Origin of the sequence: Lysobacter sp. ISL-50 (genome assembly GCF_018612875.1) — a bacterium.
Classification (GTDB): Bacteria; Pseudomonadota; Gammaproteobacteria; order Xanthomonadales; family Xanthomonadaceae; genus Lysobacter.
Genome location: NZ_JAGGRI010000017.1, coordinates 61,225 through 82,955, shown reverse-complemented (window position 1 = coordinate 82,955; position 21,731 = coordinate 61,225). Strand labels below are relative to the sequence as shown.

General features: G+C 63.7%; 16 protein-coding genes. 7 read left to right on the top strand and 9 right to left on the bottom strand.

What is annotated here, in order from left to right; translation table 11 throughout:
- Both J7J50_RS10500 and J7J50_RS10495 read left to right on the top strand, forming a co-directional pair.
- On the top strand, positions 1-954 hold the full coding sequence (locus J7J50_RS10500; protein ID WP_215055836.1) for a hypothetical protein: 954 nt from the start codon (positions 1-3) through the stop codon (positions 952-954).
- Complete coding sequence (locus J7J50_RS10495; protein ID WP_215055835.1) at positions 951-2,105, top strand: GNAT family N-acetyltransferase; 1,155 nt, start codon at positions 951-953, stop codon at positions 2,103-2,105. Before J7J50_RS10500 ends, J7J50_RS10495 begins: the two co-directional genes overlap by 4 nt.
- A 20-nt stretch (positions 2,106-2,125) precedes the next feature.
- On the opposite strand, the gene J7J50_RS10490 is transcribed toward J7J50_RS10495, so the two are convergent.
- The 9 genes from J7J50_RS10490 to J7J50_RS10450 all read right to left on the bottom strand — a co-directional run bounded on the left by J7J50_RS10490 (position 2,126) and on the right by J7J50_RS10450 (position 13,920).
- On the bottom strand, positions 2,126-3,304 hold the full coding sequence (locus J7J50_RS10490; RefSeq protein WP_215055834.1) for a glycosyltransferase: 1,179 nt from the start codon (positions 3,302-3,304) through the stop codon (positions 2,126-2,128).
- Positions 3,301-4,755 (bottom strand): hypothetical protein, encoded by a 1,455-nt coding sequence (locus tag J7J50_RS10485; protein WP_215055833.1) that lies wholly within the window; start codon positions 4,753-4,755, stop codon positions 3,301-3,303. The genes J7J50_RS10490 and J7J50_RS10485 overlap by 4 nt, the downstream gene beginning before the upstream one ends.
- A 79-nt stretch (positions 4,756-4,834) precedes the next feature.
- Positions 4,835-6,277 carry a WecB/TagA/CpsF family glycosyltransferase gene (locus J7J50_RS10480; RefSeq protein WP_215055832.1) on the bottom strand — a complete coding sequence of 481 codons (1,443 nt, stop codon included), beginning with the start codon at positions 6,275-6,277 and terminating at the stop codon, positions 4,835-4,837.
- Positions 6,274-7,440, bottom strand: a complete 1,167-nt coding sequence (locus tag J7J50_RS10475; protein ID WP_215055831.1) for a glycosyltransferase — start codon at positions 7,438-7,440, stop codon at positions 6,274-6,276. The genes J7J50_RS10480 and J7J50_RS10475 overlap by 4 nt, the downstream gene beginning before the upstream one ends.
- On the bottom strand, positions 7,437-8,759 hold the full coding sequence (locus J7J50_RS10470; protein WP_215055830.1) for a VpsF family polysaccharide biosynthesis protein: 1,323 nt from the start codon (positions 8,757-8,759) through the stop codon (positions 7,437-7,439). Before J7J50_RS10470 ends, J7J50_RS10475 begins: the two co-directional genes overlap by 4 nt.
- The gene (locus tag J7J50_RS10465; protein WP_215055829.1) at positions 8,756-9,844 is read right to left on the bottom strand and encodes a cellulase family glycosylhydrolase; all 1,089 of its coding nucleotides are present in this window, start codon (positions 9,842-9,844) and stop codon (positions 8,756-8,758) included. Before J7J50_RS10465 ends, J7J50_RS10470 begins: the two co-directional genes overlap by 4 nt.
- Before the next feature lie 47 nt (positions 9,845-9,891).
- Positions 9,892-11,397 (bottom strand): hypothetical protein, encoded by a 1,506-nt coding sequence (locus J7J50_RS10460; RefSeq protein WP_215055828.1) that lies wholly within the window; start codon positions 11,395-11,397, stop codon positions 9,892-9,894.
- The gene (locus tag J7J50_RS10455; protein WP_215055827.1) at positions 11,398-12,120 is read right to left on the bottom strand and encodes a polysaccharide biosynthesis/export family protein; all 723 of its coding nucleotides are present in this window, start codon (positions 12,118-12,120) and stop codon (positions 11,398-11,400) included.
- A 354-nt stretch (positions 12,121-12,474) separates the two neighbouring features.
- Positions 12,475-13,920 carry an undecaprenyl-phosphate glucose phosphotransferase gene (locus tag J7J50_RS10450; RefSeq protein ID WP_215055826.1) on the bottom strand — a complete coding sequence of 482 codons (1,446 nt, stop codon included), beginning with the start codon at positions 13,918-13,920 and terminating at the stop codon, positions 12,475-12,477.
- Between the two features lie 1,647 nt (positions 13,921-15,567).
- On the opposite strand from J7J50_RS10450, the gene J7J50_RS10445 reads away from it, so the two are divergent.
- The 5 genes from J7J50_RS10445 to J7J50_RS10425 are packed head-to-tail and all read left to right on the top strand — an operon-like array spanning position 15,568 to position 21,701.
- Entirely contained in the window at positions 15,568-16,029 is a 462-nt protein-coding gene (locus J7J50_RS10445) for a DUF2513 domain-containing protein (protein WP_215055825.1), read from the top strand.
- A 22-nt stretch (positions 16,030-16,051) separates the two neighbouring features.
- The gene (locus J7J50_RS10440; RefSeq protein WP_215055824.1) at positions 16,052-17,413 is read left to right on the top strand and encodes a DcaP family trimeric outer membrane transporter; all 1,362 of its coding nucleotides are present in this window, start codon (positions 16,052-16,054) and stop codon (positions 17,411-17,413) included.
- A 3-nt stretch (positions 17,414-17,416) separates the two neighbouring features.
- Positions 17,417-18,484: a glutaminase A gene (gene glsA, locus J7J50_RS10435; protein WP_215055823.1), complete on the top strand. Its 1,068-nt coding sequence runs from the start codon at positions 17,417-17,419 to the stop codon at positions 18,482-18,484.
- Positions 18,485-18,487: 3 nt separating this feature from the next.
- On the top strand, positions 18,488-19,861 hold the full coding sequence (locus J7J50_RS10430; protein WP_215055822.1) for a glutamate decarboxylase: 1,374 nt from the start codon (positions 18,488-18,490) through the stop codon (positions 19,859-19,861).
- Positions 19,862-19,898: 37 nt separating this feature from the next.
- Positions 19,899-21,701 carry a TrkA C-terminal domain-containing protein gene (locus tag J7J50_RS10425; protein ID WP_215055821.1) on the top strand — a complete coding sequence of 601 codons (1,803 nt, stop codon included), beginning with the start codon at positions 19,899-19,901 and terminating at the stop codon, positions 21,699-21,701.
- Positions 21,702-21,731 lie beyond the last annotated feature (30 nt).

The following is a 21,731-nucleotide window of genomic DNA, read 5'->3' as shown; positions in this document are numbered from 1 at the left end:
ATGGATCGCACCGCAATCCCGCCATTGAGCGCACTGACCCCGCAATCGCCCGCGCGATGGCAACGCGCGCCGTTGTTGTTCGAACACCGTCTGCATACCGATCCGGGCTTCGATAAAGCCGCCATCGCGGATCTGATCGGCCGTTATCCGCGGCAGAACTACTCCATCGTGCACATGGGCGAGCAAGGCGCGAACGGCAAGCGGGTGTGGCGCGAAGGCGAATTCGGCGGACTCGACGGCCATCGGGTGCTCGATGCGATCGAACACGGCCGACTGTGGCTGAACCTGCGCGACGGGCACGACATCGACCCGTCGCTGCGCGCGGCGATGATGAGCTTGTTCGCCGAGGCCGGCGCGCTGGCGCCACCGGTGTCGAGCTACGACCACCGCATGGGCATCCTGGTGTCCTCGCCGAACGCGCAGGTCTATTACCACGCCGACCTGCCCGGCCAGGGGCTCTTGCAACTGCACGGCCGCAAACGCATCTACCTCTATCCGCCGCGCCCGCCCTTCCTGAGCCCGGAAGGATTGGAAAACATCGCGCTGAGCCAGCTGGAAGTCGGATTGCGCTACGAGCCGGATTTCGACCAGGGCGCGCAAGTGTTCGATCTGGAAGCCGGACAAGGCCTGTTCTGGCCGCTCAATTCGCCGCATCGGATCGAGAACCACGACTGCCTCAACATCTCCATGACGCTGGAGTATTGGACGCAGGAGATTCGCCGCAGCCATATGATCAACATGGCCAACGGCATTTTGCGCCGCTACTTCCATCACACGCCGCGCAATCGCCGCTTGAGCGGCCCCTCGTTCTACGCCAAGGCGGCCTTGCAATCATTGTGGCGCCGCAGCGGCCGGCTGAACGCCCTGCGCCGCGCCGCGCGACCGGTGGATTTCCGCCTCGACCCCGAATACCCCGGCCGAATTGTCGATCTCGACGGCAACCTTCCCGCATGAGCATGGACCGCGACGCCTACACCGCGATCATCGAAACCGATGTCGCCAAAGCGCTGCCGCGTTGGCAGGGCTTGATCGAATCCGGCGCGATCGCCAGCGTATTCCAGACCACGCATTGGCTGGCGGCCTGGTACGCCACACTAGGCGCTCAGGCCGGACGCACGCCCTTGTTGGCCAGCATCGCCCGCCGCTCGGACGGCCGCACGGTAATGGCGCTGCCGTTGATACGCGAAGAACGCGGCGGCCTGATCCGTATCGCCTTCGCCGACGCGGGCGTGACCGACTATGCCGCGCCGCTGTGGATGCCCGACTGCCCGGACGACGGCGAAGCCGTGCGCGCGATGTTCGCCGCTCTGCGCCGCGCCCTGCCCCGCGCCGACCTGTGGACGATCGACAAAATGCCCGAGCGCGTCGGCGATTGCCCCAATCCGTTGCGCCGGCTTCCCGGAACGCGACCATCGGCCTTGTTCGGCAATCCGGCGACGATCGGCGAGGACTTCGAGGCCTGGCGTTTCAGCCGCGAAAAGACCCATCGCAAGGAACTGGAACGGTCCTGGCGCGTGTTCACCCGCCACGCCGATGCGCGCTTCGAGCAGATCCTCGATGTCGAGCGAGCGATGCAGGTCATGGACGCGCTGGAAGTCCATCAGCGCGCCGCGATCCTGGGCAAAGGCTGGGCCTACCTGCTCGATGAGCCGGGTTATCGCGAGTTCTACCGAACCGTGATCCGACAAGGACTACCCGGCGGCGAGGTGGTCCTGACCGCGTTGATGGCGGGCGAAGAAGTCGTCGCGGCCTTGCTCGGTCTGCGCCGGGATAGCGAATACGCGATGATCCGAATCGGCAACGCCGCCGGCGAATGGCGCAGTTGCTCGCCCGGCCGGCTGGTGATCGAGCGCACGATGGCCGCGCTGCACGCCCAGGGCGTGCGTCGTTTCGATTTCACCATCGGCGACTACGCTTACAAACGCGGCTTCATGCCTGATCAACTGGGCTTGTTCGACTCGACCGTCGCCCTGTCGTGGAGGGGGCTGCCCCGAAGCGCCCAGGTCGCGCTCAAGCACCGGGCCAGGCGATGGCTGGCGACCCATCCGCGGCTGCGCGAGCGGCTCTCGGCGATGAAATCCCGGCGCGCGGACCGGGCCCAGTAATATCCGGGAATGCGATTTCGCTACGCGCCGCGGATCGGCGCGATGCGATCGAACAGCGCCAGATACCGATCGACGCTGCGCTCGACCGTGAACTGCAACGCATGCGCCTTGGCGTCGGCCTCGACCCGGGCATTGGGCCGTTGCAGTTGGTTCTCGATGGCCGCGGTCAGCGCCGCCGTATCGCCGACCGCGACCAAGGTGCCGTAGAGCCCGTCGCGCAGTATTTCGCGCGGCCCCACCGGGCAATCGGTACTGACGACCGGCGCGCCGCAGGCCATGGCTTCGATCAATACGTTGCCGAAGCCTTCGAACACGGAAGCCAGCGCGAAGACGCGGGCGTGGCGCATATAGGCGTAGGGATTATCGCGCTGCCCCAGCAAGCGCACGCGCTCGCCCAAACCCAGATCGTCGATCAGCGCCTGCAAGACCGGTCGCTGCGGACCTTCACCGACGATCGCCAGATGCACGCGCATCGGCAGGCGCAGCCCGGCGTAGGCGCCGATCAATCCGATGAAGTTCTTCTCCGGACTCAGGCGGCCGACCGATACGATCACCGGCGTGCTGCCCGGCCGGAACCAATCGTCGTCCAACGCCGCTTCCGACAGCGCCTGCCAATCCTCGCGCAGGATCGGATTCGCAATAACCGACAGGCGCGACCGATTGGCCGGCCCCAGCGGTCCGGCGATATCGTTCGATACGCCTTGCGATACCGCTACGATCGCATCGCTGAGCCGATAAGCCCAGGGCATCAATCGCAGCGTCGCGCGATAGCGCCGCGACCGGTCCAACTGCCGCATCGACGAAACCGGCGCGTGCTCGGTCACGACCACGCGCGTTCGCGAACCGGCCAGACGCGCGGCCAGGCACGCGACGATATTGCTGTGCGTGAGCGCCGAAATCAGGATCTCGGGCCTTCGGCTGCGCAGCAGACGCGCCAATCGAATCGGCACGCTCAAGGTCCTGTCGGCCGCCAGCGATATCAGCTCGATATCGCCGGCCAAGGCCCGGGCCGCTTCGTCGGCGCGATGCACCACCAGCGCTGTTTCGACGCCCCGCTGCCGTAGCCCCTGGGCCAGGCGCAGCATCGAAATCTCGGCGCCGCCCACCTTGAGCTGCGGCAGATAGACCATGACCTTACGCGCAGGCGCAAGCCCGGACCGATTGCCGGGCACGCCTGCCGTGGAGCCGATGAGGCTCATTCGCGAACCGCCCGGCGAGAATCGTCGCGCCGATGCCGCAGCTTGCGAGTCAGCTCATGCAGATTGAAAACATAACGTTTTCCGTCGACCAAGGTCCGCTCGCCCCAGGCCGACACGGTATGCAAGCCATGCGGATTGCGCCCGCCCGGATCGGGAAGGCAATGGCGCACGGACTGCTCGCGATACTGCTGCGGCGTGCACAACGACACCCGATTGATCACGACCGCTTGTCCGTAGCCGCTGCCGCAATCCTGCGCCGGCCGATACAGCACGCCATCGCGAACGAACGGCGTTCCCGCCGGGCGCGAACTGCGGTGATCGACCTTGACCGGATTGCGCGGGTGCGGCTTCCAAGGGCCATGCAGTTCCTCGGAATAGCTCAAGCACAAGTTGTCGAACGGGCCCAGGGCCAGGTCGGTATAAGCCAGCCAAAACAAATCGTTCCACCAGAACAAGCTCGCATCGGCCGCGGCCACGCCGTCCAGCAGGACCGCGACAAAGCGCCACTGCCCGGTCTTATCGATTTCGTACAGCTCGCATTTTCCACGGGCGGCGGTTTCGGGCACGGCATACACCCGGCCCTCATGCTCGAACAAATACGGATAGGACATATGCCCGGGCAGTTTCAGCTGGGCCGGCACCGCACCGACGATGTCGTGGCCGTCGCCGAGTTCGACGGCTTCGATGCGGCCGAATCCGTCGCGGTAATCGTAGACTTCGCAATAGACGACGCGATCGTCGCCCGGAACGCCGAATGGATCGGCGCGATAGAACATCGATTCGCGCGTACCGAGCCATCGAACCCTGCGCTCCGTCGGCTGGTCGATCATGTGCTGGATCGGCGCGTCGATGACTCCGATCATCCAACTCTCGCTGAACCATCGCGCCTGCACACGCCTGCGCCAAGCCAATGCACGGCCGCGGAGCTCATGAACCGCCCGCCGCAACCGGGTCGGGCGCGGCTGGCGCGAAAATACCGATGCGGGTTCGTCGTGGTCGGCGTAAGCCATATCCCGCACCGCGTTGCTCAGCAACGGAACGATCTGCTTGTAGAGGTTTTCCAGCGAGTTCGAGTAGCGCGGATCAGCGAAGAAGCGAACCGAATCGATGACCGTGTCGCCATTGCGGACCAACAACAGCTCGCCGCCGGTGCCGGAGGTGATCGAGGCCAGGCAGGGATAGGCGGCGGCCAAGTGCGTACCCTGCGCATCCAACGGCTGCCATACGCCGCGCATGCTGCATGCGCGCCACGCGTTGGGATCATCGACGCCCGCCAGGTCGATCACCGCATTCCAGAAAGGGTCGCCCGGCTCGGAATCGATACAGGACACGGAAGATTCGAGCATGGCGGGCACGGTGGTCTGCAACCTTCGCCACTGAGCATCACCGGTGTGCTCGACATCGACGCGACGGATCTCGACCTCTACCGCGGACAACCGGCGCAGCGCCATGGCTGCGTCTTCCTGCCATGTGCGACTGCGGACCGCGGGCAACAGTACGGCGATACGGACCCGCGCGGCCGAGGGATCTTCAAAGTCGCTCATGCAACGCATACGGCAGGTGGCTACGATGCTTGTTCAATACCGATCCGAGCACGCGCGCGTTGACTCCGGCCAGATCGTCGAGCAACTTACGCAGCAACGAAGCGCGCGTGACTTCGGCTTCGACCACAAGAATCACCCCGCCGGCGTGCTTGGCCGTCGCCAGGGCGAAAGGCGAGCGCGCATCCACGACGATTTCGTCGAAGCGCTCGGCCAGCCCTTTCCACACGGCGCGGTCGTCGAGCACCGCGTAATTGTCTTGATAACTGCGCGTGTGACTGAACAAGCGCATGCGCGTCACCCCCTCGCCGGCGGCCGGCACGATTGGATCGGGATCGTCCCTGCCGACCTCATCGACCAGGCACGCGGCCTGTTCGGCATCGTCCATGTCGTTGGAAAGCAGCAGCACCCTGCGCTTGCGCAGTTGCGCGCAGGCCAGCGCGTAACTGTAGGCCAGGCTGCTGACCCCCTCGCCCGGCCGCGCCGCGATGAATTGCACGATGCGTCTTCCGCCTTCGCCCAGGCCCACATCTAGGCGCTGCACCAACTGGGCCAGACGCGTATCGGTCTGAGCGAACAAAGGCTGCGTATCCATGGCCATCGAGGGCATCTCCCAGGTCGTTACGGTGGAATCGACGGCGTGACTCATCCCGGCCGCGGACGGGACGGGGCCATCGCCCCAACACAGCCGGATAACGCGCGACAGGAACTGCGCGCCGCCGAGCAGATAACGGCGCCACAAACGGCGCGGCTCGCGGGCCAGCCGGTACAGCCACTCCATCCGGACGCGGCGAACCCACATCGGCGCCCGCGGGAAACGCCCGGCGAGAAAATCGAGAATCGCGCCGCCGTTGATGATGACCACCGGATAGTCCGCCGCCGCGGCCAGGCACGAAGCGATCCGCTCCTGCTTCGGCATCCCCATGCCGAGGATGATCAGGTCCGGCCGGGATTCCGCGACCGCCGCCAGGTAACGCGCTTCATCGCCGAATCCGTCGAGCGCGCAGACGACCTCGGCGCCGCGTTCGTGCAGGTATTGCCTGGCGCGTTCCAGATAGGGTTCGGTGGTGCCGATCAACGCCACGGGCCGGCCCGCATAGGCCGCGATCACCTCGGGAATGAAGTCGGTGCCGTTCAAATTCATCCCGGGCTCGCGGGCGAGCAGGCGCAGGCAGGCGGCCATGCCGACGCCATCGCGCAGCAGGACATCGCTGCGCAGCAGATCGTCGCCGAACGCAGGATCGGTCCACGCCAGATTGAAGGCATGCTGATTCAGAAACGAAACGACTCGCACGCGCTTCGGCCGGCTCAACTCATCGAGCAAACGGCGATGCTGGCGCACGTCCGCGACGACGCGCATCCGGTCGAGCAAATCGTGAATTCGCGAAACCTTGCGCTCGCCCGCGGCGGACGCGGCCAGAATATCGCTCATGGCTTGGCTTCCTGCAGCACTTCCTGATAAACCGCGGCGACCTGTCGCGCCATCGCGATATCGGAATAGTGCTCGCGCTGCCGGCGCAGACCCGCGTGCGCCAGCAATTGCGTGCGTTTTGGTTGCTCGACCATCGCGATCACCGCCTGGGTCAATGCGGCCGCATCGCCCGGCGGCACCAGCATTCCGGCGCCGCCATAAGCCAGCACTTCGGGAATGCCCTCGTTCGAGGTGGCGATAACCGGCAAACCGACCGCCAATGCTTCGATCAGCACCATCGGCAAGCCTTCGCCGTACAGACTGGGCAGTACGAACAAATGGATCTTGGCCAGCTCGCCGGCGATATCGCGGGTGAAACCGGTCCACACGATGGACTCGGCCACGCCCTGCACTTGCGCGAACTCGAGCACTTGCTGGCGATACGACTCGCTTTCGAAACCGCCGATCGCGTGCAAGACCACCGGATATCCGGCCGCTCGCAGCGAGGCCAGCGTCCGAATCAACACCTCGACCCCCTTGCGCGGACGGAACAAGGCGACCATGCCGAGCACCCATTGCGACGGCGGCGGCCGCCAGTCTCGCGGCGAATCCGCGCGGGGGACCCCGTTCGGGACGACACGGATCCGGTCGTCGTCGTAGCCGATCTTGCGCAGATAGTCGGCGGTTCCGTGCGACACCGCGATCAGGCGCTTCGCGCGCCTGAGACTGAAGGTCTGGATCGCGCTGTTGATCCCGTTACGCAGGGCGCTCTCGGTATCGAAGTCGGTACGGCTGTGGACGTGGTGGACCATGGGCTTGCGCGCGCGGCGCGCGGCGAAGCGTCCGATCAAGGCCGAACGAACGGTGTGGGTATTCAACAGGTCGTAATTGCCTTCGCGCAGCAGACGGGCGACTTGGCTTACCGGCGAAAAATCCAGGCGCGAACGCATGTTGAGCGTGGTGACCCGGCTTTCTGTCGACTCGCGGACTTGCTCGAACACGCCTTGCTTGAGACAGACGAAATCAGCCACCCAACCGAACCGCGACAGTTGCTGCGCCAGCAGATCCTGCACGCGCTCCGCGCCGGCGTAGTGCTCGCCGTTGATGAGGTGCAAGGCGCGCAGCGGGCGTGGCGGCCTGATCTGCCATCCATCGTGCGCGCTGATGACGGATACTCGGGTCATGCATAGACTCCCTGTCGCACGGGCATATCCCAGCTTCTGGCGGCCTGAGAAGTAAGCTGACGCGCCGGGCGGTAGCCGGCCGCAGCGCACAGCATCGCGAACAGCAAGGTCAAGGCGCTGGTCTTCGAGGCCAGCGAATTGGTGGTCGATGCGGTGATCAGAAACACCAGCAAGGTCCAGCGCGCGCCGGTTCCGGCGCGGCGCCACAGCAGCCACAAGCCGCTGAACAGACCGATCGCGAACGTCGCGAAACCGAATACGCCCAGCTGCAGCAGCATGAACAACCAAAAGTTCTCGATCGCTTCAAGATTCGTGGACAGGCCGATGCGCGCCGACAGCTCCTGGATCTGCGCCGGCGAAATACCGAACAGAACATCAAAGAGGTCGAGGTAATCGAATACCGAGAAGATGCGAAAGCGCACGGCGGCGCTGTCGTCCAGATACAGACCTTCGAAGATCCGCTCGCCCAGGCCGCTGCTCCAGACCAATGCCGCCACTACCGGCAGCGCGAACAATGCGGCAACGCAGGAGCCGACGATGTGCAGATAGCCGTAACGCCCGGCGCGCAGCCCCTTGCCCGCGTGCAACGCCGAATAGGCCAGCACCGCCATGACGGTCAGCAGGAAGCTGGTACGCCCGCCGAAGGCGAGCAAGGCAAGAACCAGGAAGCCGCTCAACGCCCAGCGCCGCCACGGCGGCATCGGCATATCCAGGCAGGCCAGCAGCACGATGCTGGTCAGCAAGGCGTTTTCAAGCGGGTGGCCGAGCAAGGCGGTCGCGCGGAATTTGTCTTCGATGACCGGCACGCCGCCGGCCACGGTATAGGGCACCAAGTGATGCTGGAACGCCGCTTCGGCCAGACCGATCGCCGCGTTTACCACCACCAGTACCACGATGAGCCGGCAAAGACCGCGCAACTGCGCGTCGTTCAAACGGCTCATGATCAACACGACCACCGCCGGCATCATCAACGTGTCGATAAAAAACGCGGACCCCGAGGGACCGTAACGCAGCAACGAGTAGACGAAAGTCAGCGTCATCGCGGCCAGATACAGGCTCAGCGGCGGCGATTCGCGCAGGCGCCCGAGCAACGCCACCAGGGGATTGCCCTGCCCGGCCAGGGAAAACGCCAGCGCCAGGGCGAGCAAGTAGTCGCCAGGGTGCAGCTTGAACAGGAAGTTGCCGTAAGGCGCGTCGTAGGGAATCCCCAGCACGGACAGCAACGCCGGCGACAAGGTCAGATACGCGACCAGGGCCAACGCGGCGATCGCATAACCGATGCGCTGAAGGATGCCCGCCTGTGCGCCGGCCGTATTCATGGCGCGGCCTTCTTCAGGCCCAGTGCCTGCAGGGCCGCCGGTTCGAGTTCGCCGCGCGCGCTCCCGTCGGTGTTGCTATTGCCGGTGATGCCGAAATCGTCGGCGTAGTTCCACATCGACCAGCCCCAGCCGTTCGCCTCGACCAGCGAACGCACGTCGCCGATCCAGCGATAGCGCGATTGCGCGTCCACGCCGTTACGGATCACCCCGAACTCGCCGCAGTGCACGCGGACCCGGTTGCGTCGCGCCCAGTCGCGCAGCGGCTGCCACTGCTTGGCGATCTGCTCGCGGTCCCAGCCGGCCTGGAAATACTCGGTCAACTCGTCCTTGGCCCGATCCACCGCGACTTTTCCGTCGGTACGCGGCAACTGTGCGCGTGCGAGCGCCGACGGGTAGCGCACGCGGCGCCAATGCCCGGCAGTGGTCCATTCGTCGCCTTGCATCCAGCTCGCGCCTTGGTGGGTGAAGATGTACGGCAGGTAGTAGTGGAAGCTGTAGATCAGATTGTCGTCGTCGAGCCGGGCCAGTTCAGTCAGACCTTCCAGGCTGCCGCCCTTGCGGCCGCTGACGATAAGCGTGTGCCGCGGCAATACGCCGCGAACGGCCTTCACCAATCGTCGCTGGTATCGGCTCCAGGCGAAGGAACCGGTCAGCCCGTAATAACCCGGTTCGTTGAGCAGCTCGAAAGCGACGCGACGCGGCGGCAGCGGCTTGAACTCGGTCGCCAGATGTTCCCACATCGCGACATAGCCGTCGGCCCACACCGGGTCGCTCTCGATCGACAGCTTCGCGTCCTGGTCGGGATGCAGATCGACGATCACGTCCAACCCGGCCGCCAAGGCGGCGTCGATCGCGGCGCGCAATCGCGCGCTACCGATCAGTCGCGGACCGCGAACCGGCGACCAGCCCAGCGCGACCGGATCGACCGGGATACGCACGTGATCGAAACCGGCATCGCGCAGGCGGCGCAGCTCGCTGCTCTCCACCGGCGCTCCCGCGCTGGCCTCGAACCATCGGCTCAGATTGACGCCGCGCTGAAACCCGGCCGCGCCCGCGCTGCCGCTGAGCAGCAACAGCAAGAACATCAGGCCGCGCCATGCACGCCTACTCAGCGGCGGACGGCCCGCCGCCATCAGCGCTCCACCAGCGGCATCGTCGCCAGCACCGGCACGCCCAGGCTGCGTTCCAGCTTCTGCGGCGACAGGAAACTCGAACGCAAGGCCTCGCACAAGAAAGCCACGACCAGCGCCACGCCCAGGCTGAAGAAGAAACCGATGCCGATGATCGCCAGTCGCACGCTCTTGGGCTTGAGCGGCCAACTCGCCGCCTGCAGCACGCTGACGCTCGTGCGCTGTTTCTGGTCGCGCGCCTCGTTGATGCGGGCGGCTTCCAGTTTGCGCCCATAGTTCGCGTAGCTGTCTTCCAGCAGTTTCTGTTCGCGGCTCAGCGCGCCCAGTTCGATCTGCTGCCGACTCAGCTCGGCGGCGCGCTTGCGCAACTGGGTGAGGCGCTCCTGCAAGGCTTTGCGGCCGCCCGCCAGCGCCGATTCGTCCGAGGTCGCACGCAGCAGATCCAGCTCGGCGGCCTCGCGCACCGGATTGCGGCCGGTGCGGACCGTGGTAGGCGGCGCGCGGCGCTGTTGCCGGATGAAGGATTCCGCGGTGGAAACATCCTTCTGCGCGTTCACCACCAACGGGTTGTCATCGACATAGCGTGAACGCAGGCTCTGTTCCTTGAGCTGAAGGTCCAACAACTGGCGCGGCACCTGCGGATCGCCCAGGGTTTCGCTGTACTGGACCAGATTCGCCGGGGTCTTTCCGGCGATCCGCTTGAGCGTCTTGGCCCGCGCGTTCGCGGTCTGCGCCTGTTGGCTGGCCTCGTTGAAACGGGTTTCCAGGTCGTTGCCCTGCTGCAGCAACAAGCTGATCTGCTGGTCGTAGTTGACGATGCCGTGGGTCTGCTTGAACGCGGTCAGGCGCCGCTCGGAATCTTTCAGGCGCTTGTCGACGGCGGCGACCTGGCCGGCGAGAAAACGCACCTGGTCGTCGGAGAAAATCGCGCGGCGGCGGTCGAGATAGGTCTCGACCAAGGCACGCAACGCCTGTTGCGCGACGACCGGATCGGGATGGCTGAAGTTGATCTGGATCACCGTGGCGCCCTTGAGCAGGTGCGCGTCCAGGTGTTCGCGGAAGGCCTGCACGGCCTGATCGATCTTGGGACGGCGCGGGTCTTCGCTCTGCCTGGCGATCGAGGGATACAGCCGGCTCAGACCGACGCGCGCGACTGCATCGCGGATCACGTCGCGGCTGGCGAGGATCTCGGTTTCCGCGCTCAATGCCTCGGTGCGGTCGAACATCAGCGGCGTGGCGCCGCCGGTGCCGCCACCTTCGGAGGTATCGGCGAGGTAGACGTATTCATGGCCCAGGCGCACCAGCAGACTGGCGTCGGAGACATAGCGCGCGGTCGGCAGGAGCGACGCCAACAGCACCAGGCCGAAGGAGATCGCAAACGCCAGCGCGATGCGGCGCCGGTCCTTGAACGCGATCTCAAGCATTTCCCGCAGCGAAAAGGCCGCGGCGGGCTTACGCAATCCGTTACCGGGCTCGGCGCCCGCGCCGTGGTGCGTCGGCTTGTCCATTCAATAACCCGACCGGTTGTCGTTGAGGTCGTAGGAGAAGCCCACGTTGACCGGCAGGTTTCGGCGCACGTACTGGTCGATCCACTTATTCAGACGCGAAACGCGCGAGGGAACCGCTAGCACCACGTCGAAGGGTTGCAGCAAGGGGTCGTTGCTGTCGCTGGCGCCCTTGCGCGATTGCGAGGCGACGTTGACCTGGATGACCTGCGGTTTTCCGTCTTCGCCGCGACGCAGAATCACCACGCGATTGGCCGCGGCGGTGTCCTTGAGTCCCTGCGCGACGATCAATGCGCGCATCACCGTCAGCGACGGCAGCAGCGGCTGCGCGCCGGGACGGGCGACTTCGCCGCCGACGAACACCTGTTGCCGGGCGAAGCCCTTCTGCACTTCGACCGAGACTTCCGGATGGCGTAGATTCGAGGCATACGCGCGTTTCAGCGCCGCGGCCAGTTGCTCGGGCGTGAGATCGGCCGCGCGGATTTCGCCCACGAGTTGCAGATGAATCCTGCCGTCGGGCCGCACGATCGCGACTTCGTTGAGCTCGGGGACGTAGAAGAATTTCAACGCCAGTTCGTCGCCCGGCGCGATGCGGTAATCGTCGGCAACGGGGGTGTCGGCAAGCCGCGCGTCGCGCGTCGACAACCGCATCGCGAGGTTCGCGTCTTCAACCGGCGTGGTTTCGCCGCGGCCGTGCGCCGTTGCCGAGGACAGGGCGGCGCACATCAGCAGTACACACACCAACACCACGCGAATCGCGGCGGCAGCGCCGGCCCGCCATGGACGCGAGGCCGAATTCCGTCCCGCCGCCTGCCTGCCGCAGGCCAATGACCGCCCCCCTGCCAACCACTCGACCATGCCTTCCGTCCCGGCCGCTGCGCTTCCCGCAACGGCTTCGTAATAGACTGATTACAAAAGGAATCCGGTCATCCACCGGATGCCCCGCCGGCTGGCGGGAACATTCGGGCGACCGAAAATAATGCGACTTACATCACATTATATGATCTGCATGTCACGGCGCCGTGGACGCAGAGAATGTGGCGTCCGGCTGTATGAACTCGATGAACCGGGCCGGCGACTTCAGTACGCCGCCTCGGCCGAAAGCACTGCCGGAACGGTCCGCAGCAGGATCGACAGGTCCAGCCATAGCGACCAGTTTTCGATGTATTCCAGGTCGTACTCAACGCGCTTCTGGATCTTCTCGATGGTGTCAGTCTCGCCGCGGTAACCGTTGACCTGGGCCAACCCTGTGATGCCGGGCTTGACCCGATGACGCGCCACGTACTCTTCGACAGCGTCTTCGAATAACACGTTGGCGGCCTTGGTCGCGGTGGCGTGCGGACGCGGGCCGACCATCGACATGCTACCGCCGAGCACATTGAACAGCTGCGGCAATTCATCCAAGCTGGTCTTGCGGATAAAACGGCCGAGTCGGGTGACGCGCGGGTCGTCGCGGCCGGTCTGCCGGCTGGCATGTTCGTCGCGCAGGTGGTGGTACATCGAACGGAACTTATAGACCTCGATCAGCCGCTGGTTGTAACCATAGCGCTTCTGCCGGAACAACACTGGACCGCGCGATTCCAGCTTCACCGCCAGCGCGATCAGCAGCATCAATGGCGACAATGCCAACAAAGCCAGCCCGGCCAGCACGATGTCTTCGCAACGCTTATATAAAGGAGCCCACCCCTGTAACGGTGGCGCGGCGACCACAAACATCGGCACGCCGCCCATCGGCACCATGCGACGATGAGCGAAATGGAACGTGTTCATGTCGGGGATCAGCAGAACTTGCACCGGCAAACGGCGCAGCCGCTGCGCAAGTGCTTCGTTGCGGTCCTGAGCCTGCGCTGGAAGCGCGACCAAAACCTGATCGACGCAGCCGTCGCGAATCAATTGCTCCAGCGTGCCGATATCGCCCAAGTGCGGCAAGGCGATCGGTGGCGCTTCGTGCAAACGATGCGAGCGCCGATCGTCGATATAGCCGATTAGGCCAGATATCACGTCGGCATGGTGATGAATCTGCTCGGCCAGACGCAGCGCATTGTCGGTCATGCCCAGAATCACCGAGCGCTGGATGAAATGTCCGGCGCGGATCCGGCGCCGGAAGAACGACAGCATGACCAGCCGGCTGAGCACGAACAAGCCAAAACTCAGCAAATACCACGGCACCAGGACTCTGGGCGGATTCGGCAAGATGAACGGCGATGACTGATGCAACATCATCAGCATGCCAAACGTGGCCGACCACGCGAAGAAGGTCCGTCGGATCAGCAGCAGATTGCTGAACATGTCGCGGCCGTACATGTCGAACGTGTTGAACACTAATACGCACAGCAGTCCCGCGATCAGCGACAAGGCCAGATAATGGGCAATCTGCGCAGATGGTTCGGCCTGCACCCAAGACAAGATCGCAAAGCCAGGGGTGGCAGCGATGGCGAAATGAGCCAATCGAGCCATAACGACGGTGTAGCGGATGACGGTGGGTCGCGCGAACGCGAACAGCGCGCTGGATAATGGCAACTTCACTTACGACCTGCCCCTGTGTGTGCCGGACGAATGGAACACCTACTTTGCGGACTGCTGCCCAGAGATTTCCGGCTCGACATTGTGGATTGCGCGCGCGTGACGGATTCGCGAAAAAAACCGACGAAGCACGGTCTGTGAATCAACTGAACAAACCTAAAGCCACGTCGCACAGGCCGAATTTTCCAGTTTATGTCGGGCATGGCATGCGGAGGACGTCATCCACGATAAGCAACCGCAGCAATCCGCCGACAGCTAAGCTCATCTACGATTTCCATACAAATTTCGCACTTGAGTTACCAGGATTTCGTGGACACTTGGCCGGCGTGCCCGATCCATCGTTTCGAACTAATTCGAGCTGACATCATGGTGGTTGGCTGACTCGGCATCTGGCCGGCAGCGGTCTGGCTGAAAAAGCCTACGAGGGCGTCAAAAGCCTTTGGAATAGCGTGTTCGGCTGAAATCCGTTTAGGTTCTCCGGCCATGACGCGAACGCTCCGCACCGCGGGGCGTTCGTGCTTGAGAAGCGGCGTCGACGCAGGGCTGACGTCGAACTGCAAGCGTCCACGGGTCGGCCATCGCGTCGCCACCAAGAGCCTGACGCCCCCTCATTGAGCCACCCGCTAGGCGAGTCCTCCCAGGTTTCTTGTCGGTCGTAAACCGTCAAGTCGAACAACCGCAGCGCGGGCCGCATGGCCGTTGTTCTCGCGTTTGTCATAGCAAGGGCGATATTCGCCGAATGTCGACGCGGGTTTTCGACCGGTGAAGCAGATCGTTCGACGAAAGTGCATGCGGATGTGCGGATGCCCCGCGCCGGGTCGCCGCGCGGCAAGCTCCCTGTTCGATGGGAGGATGTGCGGGCAGCTGCTGCCATAGCGTTCCTGGTGGTCATGAGCTGATTGCCTCGGGAAAACTTCGAACGTCGCACCGCGTCTTCGACTCATCAACGCTCCGGCATGGCCGGCCCTACGCAGACTTCCGTTTCCGCCGATCCGGGAACAAAAGCCCTTGGAAAAAAAGATCCATATCGCTGTAACCGGCCACATCGCCCAGCAAGAACTCTTGCCGCATGTGAGCCAGAAGATGATCTGGCCCACCCAAAGCCGCGAGAGAACAGACATTTGCTCCGGCTCCCCACCAAATATCGTTATGTCCGGATCCGCCCAACATCCGCAGCTCCGGTCGGCAGCCGCCATTCGGTACTTGGCCGAGTACGTTTCGGGACCAAACATAAAATCGCGATAGCTTTGCCAGTCAAAAGGCTGTGCGCATATCTCCGGAAGCCCTTCCTGCACAAAGCATCGGTCTGGCAGGGCGCTTCTATCAAGACCAAGATCGCTTGGACATCCGCGGCCGGCCATCGGCTTCGTAAGCGTCGCCTGAGTCCGGGCGCGATAAATGCCGGGCACGCGTGCATTCCGCTCGGCCTAAGGGAAAGGTGATCAACGTGCGGGTTTCGCCTATTCGGCCTGAGTATCGTTGATGCCGTGCAGTCCTGCTGATGCGCAAGGCGATATGAATCGATGGTGGCCGCCCCACATCTGCCGTGTCCAAAGGAATGTTCTGAGCCTCTCGATGCGATGGAGACGCCGGAAGCGACGCATCAACAGATGCGCGACCGCACCCGCTCAACCACTAGACGGAGTCACGATGCGCCGAAACATGGAGTTTATTCGCAAAGTGTTGCTGGCCGTGGAGTTGCGCATCCCGCATCGCCTCATCGACGGGTACTCGCAAGATGAGTTGCGCTGTCACCGGTTTGTGCTCATCAACGAAGGCTTGGCGGATGGTTGCCTTGTAAATGACCCGGACCGTGCCGTCGAAGTTCCGACTGCGGTCATGTCGACGCGCTTGACCCGGGCAGTGCACGACTTCATCGAGCCGGTTGGCGACGAAACCTGCTGGGGGAAAGTCAAAGCGTTTCTGGCCGATTCGGGAAAGCAGATCACGATCGAAACGGTGAAATCCGCTGTGACCACCGCCTTCATGGCCACCGTGCGAGTCGTCACGGTCGTCACGGTCGTCGCAATGGCCAGATCATTTTCGCTCGACAAGCGCATGGCAACCGGTCTTGCCGCCGTGCGCTTGTGTGAAGGACCGTTGACCGCGTAAGTACAGCGCAGGGAGAAATGCCATGAATGGCAGTGTTGGAACCACACTGGGTCTGGTCCTTTTCGGAATCGCGATACCTGCCATCGGGCAGGAAGTCCTCCAACCCGATTCGCGCGCAGCACTGAAGGCGGAAATGGAGACGCTCAGGCAACGCCTGTCGGCGCTCGAGTCGCGTCTGGAAAAGCTTGAATCGCCCCATGAAAACCGGGCAGCGCCGGCGGTACCCGCTGCCCCGGCACCGGTCACCGCCCAGGCCGACGAATCCCATCTTGGTACCAACATCGAACTCTACGGCTTTGCCCAGATCGATGCGATACAGGATTTCGACCGGGTCCACCCGGATTGGGAAGACACCTTGCGACCTTCGGTGATCCCGACCACCGAAGGTCTGTACGGCGGCCGCGGCCGCTTCACCGCTGGAGTGCGGCAGAGCCGGCTCGGCGTGAAGGCGACGCGGACGACCGAATACGGCGATGCCTTCGTCAACCTTGAGGCGGATATGTTTGGTGTCGGCCAGAACGCGGGCCAGACTACGTTACGCCTGCGCCATGCCTACGGCCAACTCGGACCGTTCCTGGCGGGTCAGACCAACAGCCTGTTCGTGGACGGCGACGTATTTCCGAACGTGCTCGACTACTGGGGCCCCACGGGCTTGGCGCTGTTCCGCACCGTGCAGTTCCGCTGGACTCCATTCAGCGGTCGGAACAGCCTTGCCTTCGCAATCGAAGACGCCACCGATTCAATCGATACCGGCCGGTTCGGCCGTCAGTTCCCGGACTTTGGCGAGCATGCGCAGGGCCGCAACCGATATCCCGATGTCAGTGCACAGTTCCGCATGAACCGGAGTTGGGGCCATTTTCAGGCCTCCGGACTGCTGCGCAGGATCGGCTTCGAAACCGCAGGCACACCGGGCAACGAGCCACGCGGCAATGCCACCGCATATGGCCTGTCCTTGACGTCCACCATGAGTTTCGCGGAAAGGGACCGTCTCGTCATGTCCGCGCTTGGCGGCAGGGGTATCGCCAACTACATGAACGATGGTGGCGTCGACCTAGTTCCGGACGACAGTCCGCCAGGCGTAATTCCGGACGCCGTCGCTCTGCCGCTCTGGGCCGGGGTTCTCTACTACGACCGCTGGTGGAACCAACACTGGAGCTCCTCGCTCGGTTACTCGTTCGTCCAGGTCGACAACACCAACAACCAGACCGCCGACGCCTATCACAAGGGCGAATATGCGTCGGTCAACCTGATCAACCGTCCCAGCGCCGCATTCCTCATCGGCGCCGAATACCTATGGGGACGGCGTACCGACCATGACGGCGCCAGCAGCAGCGACCGCCGCCTGCAGCTCACCGTCAAATACAGTTTCTCAAACAAGGATTAGGTCATGGGATCCCCCACGAGCACGCAACGTCGTCCTCCCCGCGCCGGCCAATGGCTCGCTCATGCCGCCGCGCTGGCCCTGCTGATGCCGATTGTCGCGACTGCAGCCGCGATCCCGCCCGAGGCTGAAATCAAAGCGGCAGTCGATCGCGCCTACGCCGCCGCGCGCACCATCACCGATGGTAAGGAGGCGGACTACATTCCCGCATTGGCCAAGGTTCCGGCCGAGCTGTTCGGAATCGCTGTGGTCACCGCTGACGGCAAGCGTTACGCAATCGGCGATGCCGACCATCCTTTCGCGATCGAGTCTGTTTCCAAGCCGTTCGCGGCAGCCAAGGTTATCGACCATAGGGGCCCGGATTGGGTCCGGGACAAAATCGGCGCGAACCAGACTGGCCTACCTTTCAACTCGATCGTCGCACTCGAAAACCATACGACAACCACGCCAGCCATGAATCCGCTCGTCAATGCTGGCGCAATCGCTATTGTCAGCTGGATCGAACCGGCTGAGGCCACTGGGCGTTGGCAGGCGATCCAGAAACTGATGAGCGATTACGCCGGCCAAAAGCTCAAAATGGACTTCACTGTCTATAAATCCGAGGCCGGCAGCAGCGAACACAACCGCGCGATCGCACACCTGCTGAAAGGCTACGGCACACTCAATGGCGATCCTGAAGTCGCCTTGGATGTGTACACGCGCCAGTGCTCGATCCAAGTGACGGCCAATACCCTGGCGACGATGGGCGCGACCTTCGCCAACGGCGGCACCAATCCCGTCACCGGCAAGAAGGTCGTCGGCGCGATAGCGGCCGAGAAAACCATGGCCGCGATGCTCACCACCGGCCTGTACGAGACATCCGGCACCTGGTCGTGGAATGTCGGGTTGCCAGCGAAATCCGGGGTCGGCGGCGGCATCGTCGCGGTGGCCCCGGGCAAGCTGGCGATCGCCGCGTTCGCCCCGCCACTCGATGCCGCCGGCAACTCGGTCAAGGCACAGAAGGCCATTGAAATGATTGCGCAGGAACTGTTCGGCAGCGGCTTGTTCGACACTGGAACCCAATCGAGGAACTGATCCATGACACATCGTTCGCCATTCGACCTGTTCTTCGATGAATTCAATGAGCAGATCCCGGAAGATCGCTTTCCGCGCAAGAGCATTTCGGCCTTCGCCGCCGAGTCGATCGTCAACTCGGAGGCCTGGACGGACTCCCAGCCGGTGATGAACCTGTCTTCGTTCGTCACGACGTTCACCGAGCCGGAAGCGCTGAAGGTGGCGGAGCGGCATTTCCTGAAGAACTACATCGATCACGATATGTATCCGCAGCTTTTCGCGATGGAAAGTCGGATGGTGCGCTGGCTCCACGAACTGTGGAACGGCCCCAAGGACGTCGAGCCGTATGGCACGGCGACGGTCGGCTCGTCCGAGGCCTGCATGCTGGCCGGCCTCGCACACAAGTGGAACTGGCGGCAGGCACGCGAACGGGCTGGCCAGGACGGCTCGCGCCCGAATCTGGTTACCGGTGGCAACGTACAGATCGTGTGGAAGAAGTTCATGCGCTATTTCGACGTCGAGCCGAGGATCGCGCCGCTCAAGCCCGGCAACTACCGCCTCACGGTCGAGCACCTGGAGGAGTTGGTCGACGAGAACACGATCGCCGTTGTCGCGATCGCGGGGCAGACCTTCACCGGCGAGGACGACGACATTCAGGAAATCCACGCCTGGCTGGACGAGTACGAAAAACGCACCGGACATTCCGTTCCCATGCACATCGACGGCGCATCCGGCGGTTTCGTGAACCCGTTCCTCTATCCCGATTACGAGTGGGACTTCCGCCTGCCGCGCGTGCAGTCGATCAATGCTTCCGGGCACAAGTTCGGATTGGTTCCGCCGGGCCTGGGCTGGATCGTGTTCCGGGACAACAAGGTCTTCAACAAGGACCTGGTGTTTTACGTGAACTATCTCGGCGGCGAGATGCCGACGGCGACGTTGAACTTCTCCCGTAATGCAGCTCAGATCGCCTACCAGTACTACCTCTTTATCCGGCTAGGCTTCGACGGCTACAAGGCGATCATGCAGCGCACCGTCGAGAACGCCAAGCACCTTCGCGACCTGCTCGTCGCCAGCGGTTATTTCGAAATCATGAACCAGACCCAACGCATTCCGGTGGTCGCGCTGACGCTGAAGGCCGAGTTCAATAACTTCAATGAATTCGACGTCTCGTCGAAAGTCCGCGAGCGCGGCTGGGTGCTGTCGGCCTACTCGATGCCGCCGAATGCGGAGAACGTGAACAGCCTGCGCATCGTTGTCCGCCCGCACCTCAACCACAATGTCATCTGCGGTTTGGCCAAGGACATCGTGCATGTCTGCGACTGGCTGAAGGAGCATGGCGGTACCTCAACTCCGCCGGAACTGCACGGTCACGAGGTATCCACCCCCAGCAAGTGCTGATGGACGACTTGGCCCCGCACCCACCGGAGACGTCGAATTGAACGCAGTCACAACACTGGAATCGGCGGCCGGCAACGTGTTCGAGTTTTTCGAACCCGTTGCCGAAAGCGGCGTCCACGGTTTCTTCGCCCTGCTCGGCAACCAGCCCATCGTCTTCCTGCTGCTTGCGCTGGCCATCGGCTATCCGCTCGGACGCGTGTCGCTGGCCGGCATTTCCCTCGGCTCGACGGCGGGCACACTGCTGGCGGGCGTCGCTCTATCGATTGTGGCCAAGCTGGCGTTCGACCTCACCTACTCGATTCCCGGCATCGTCTCGTCGCTGTTCCTGTTGCTGTTCATGTACGCGCTCGGCCTGCGCGTCGGGCCGCAGTTCTTCGCCGGGCTGCGCTCAGGTGGGCTCGCGATCGTCGCAATCAGCGTCATCGTCTGGGGTTTGAACTGGATCATCTGTTTGGGCGGCGCAAAACTGCTTGGCCTGGAGCCAGGCTTCGCCGCCGGCATGATCTCGGGCAGCTACACCATCACCGCGGTGATGGGCGCGGCGCAGAGTGCGGTGCAGAGCGGCGCGTTCCAGCCACCGACGGGGGTGTCGGTCGATCAGATCGGCGCCAACATGGCGGCCGGCTATGCGATCAGCTATATCCTGTCGAGCGTGTTGACGATCTTGTTGATCCGCTACCTGCCCAAATTGTCCGGGCACGATCCGGTCGCGGACGCGAAGGTCGCCGAGCAGGTGTTCAGCGGTGGCGCGACCCACGCCCTCCCCGGCTCCCCAAGCGCGTTGACGCTGGGCTTCTCGCCCTACGACCTGCGCGCCTACCGCGTCGAGCACGACGCGATCGCAGGCCAGCACATCGAGGATTTTTTCAGGAAATACCCACGGGCGCCGATCCTGCGGATCATCCGCGACGGCCAGGTGCTGGACATCCAGAGCAATCCCGAGATCCGCAAGGGCGACATCGTCACCGTCCGCGCCAACGTCCACGAACTGATCTTTGAGGAAGGCGAGCGCATCGGCCTGGAAGTCGATGATGCCCTGGCGCGCGAGATTCCCATCGAAGTGTCCGACATCCGCATCGGCTCGCACGAGATTGCGGGCAAGACCCTCGACGAGCTTGGCCGCTCGATCATCGGTTATGGCGTGCAGCTGGTGGCGATGTTCCGCGCTGGCCACGAGGTCCCGGTTGGCCCCAACACCGATGTCCGGTTCGGTGACGTGGTGCGCCTGTCGGGTCCGGACAGGGCGATCCAGCATGTCGCCAAGGCGGTCGGTGGCAAGGCGATCCTGAACTCGGCCACCACCGAGGTGACCTATCTCGCGCTCGGCATGCTGGTCGGCTATCTCGTCGGCATCGTCAGCGTTACCGTCGCCGGCATTCCGTTCGCGCTGGGCACCTCGGCCGGCTGCATGCTGGCCGGCATCTTCGTCAGCTACTTCCGCAGCCGCAATCCCGAATTCGGCGGCCCGGTCGATGAAGGCGCGCGCAGTTTCCTGCAGGATATCGGCCTCAACCTGTTCGTCGCCGTGTTGGCCGCCAACGTAGGCCCGAAGATCATCGCCTCGTTCCAGGGCACCACCGTGCTCTGGGTTGCCCTGATCGGCACCACCGCATCACTGCTTCCGGTCGTGGTCGCCTATGTGGTCGGACGCAAGTTCTTCGACTTGAACTCGGTGTTCTGCGCTGGCGCCTGTGCCGGCGCGCGTAATTTCACGCCGGGACTCAATGCGATCTCCGACGAGTCCAGGAGCACGGTGGCCGCAGTGCCGTTTCCACTGGCCTATGCGCTGACCACGGTACTGGCCCTGATCGGCGGCTACGTGGCGATGATCCTGTCCTGACAGGGCCCTGCCGTCGCGCCGGGCGCTCGG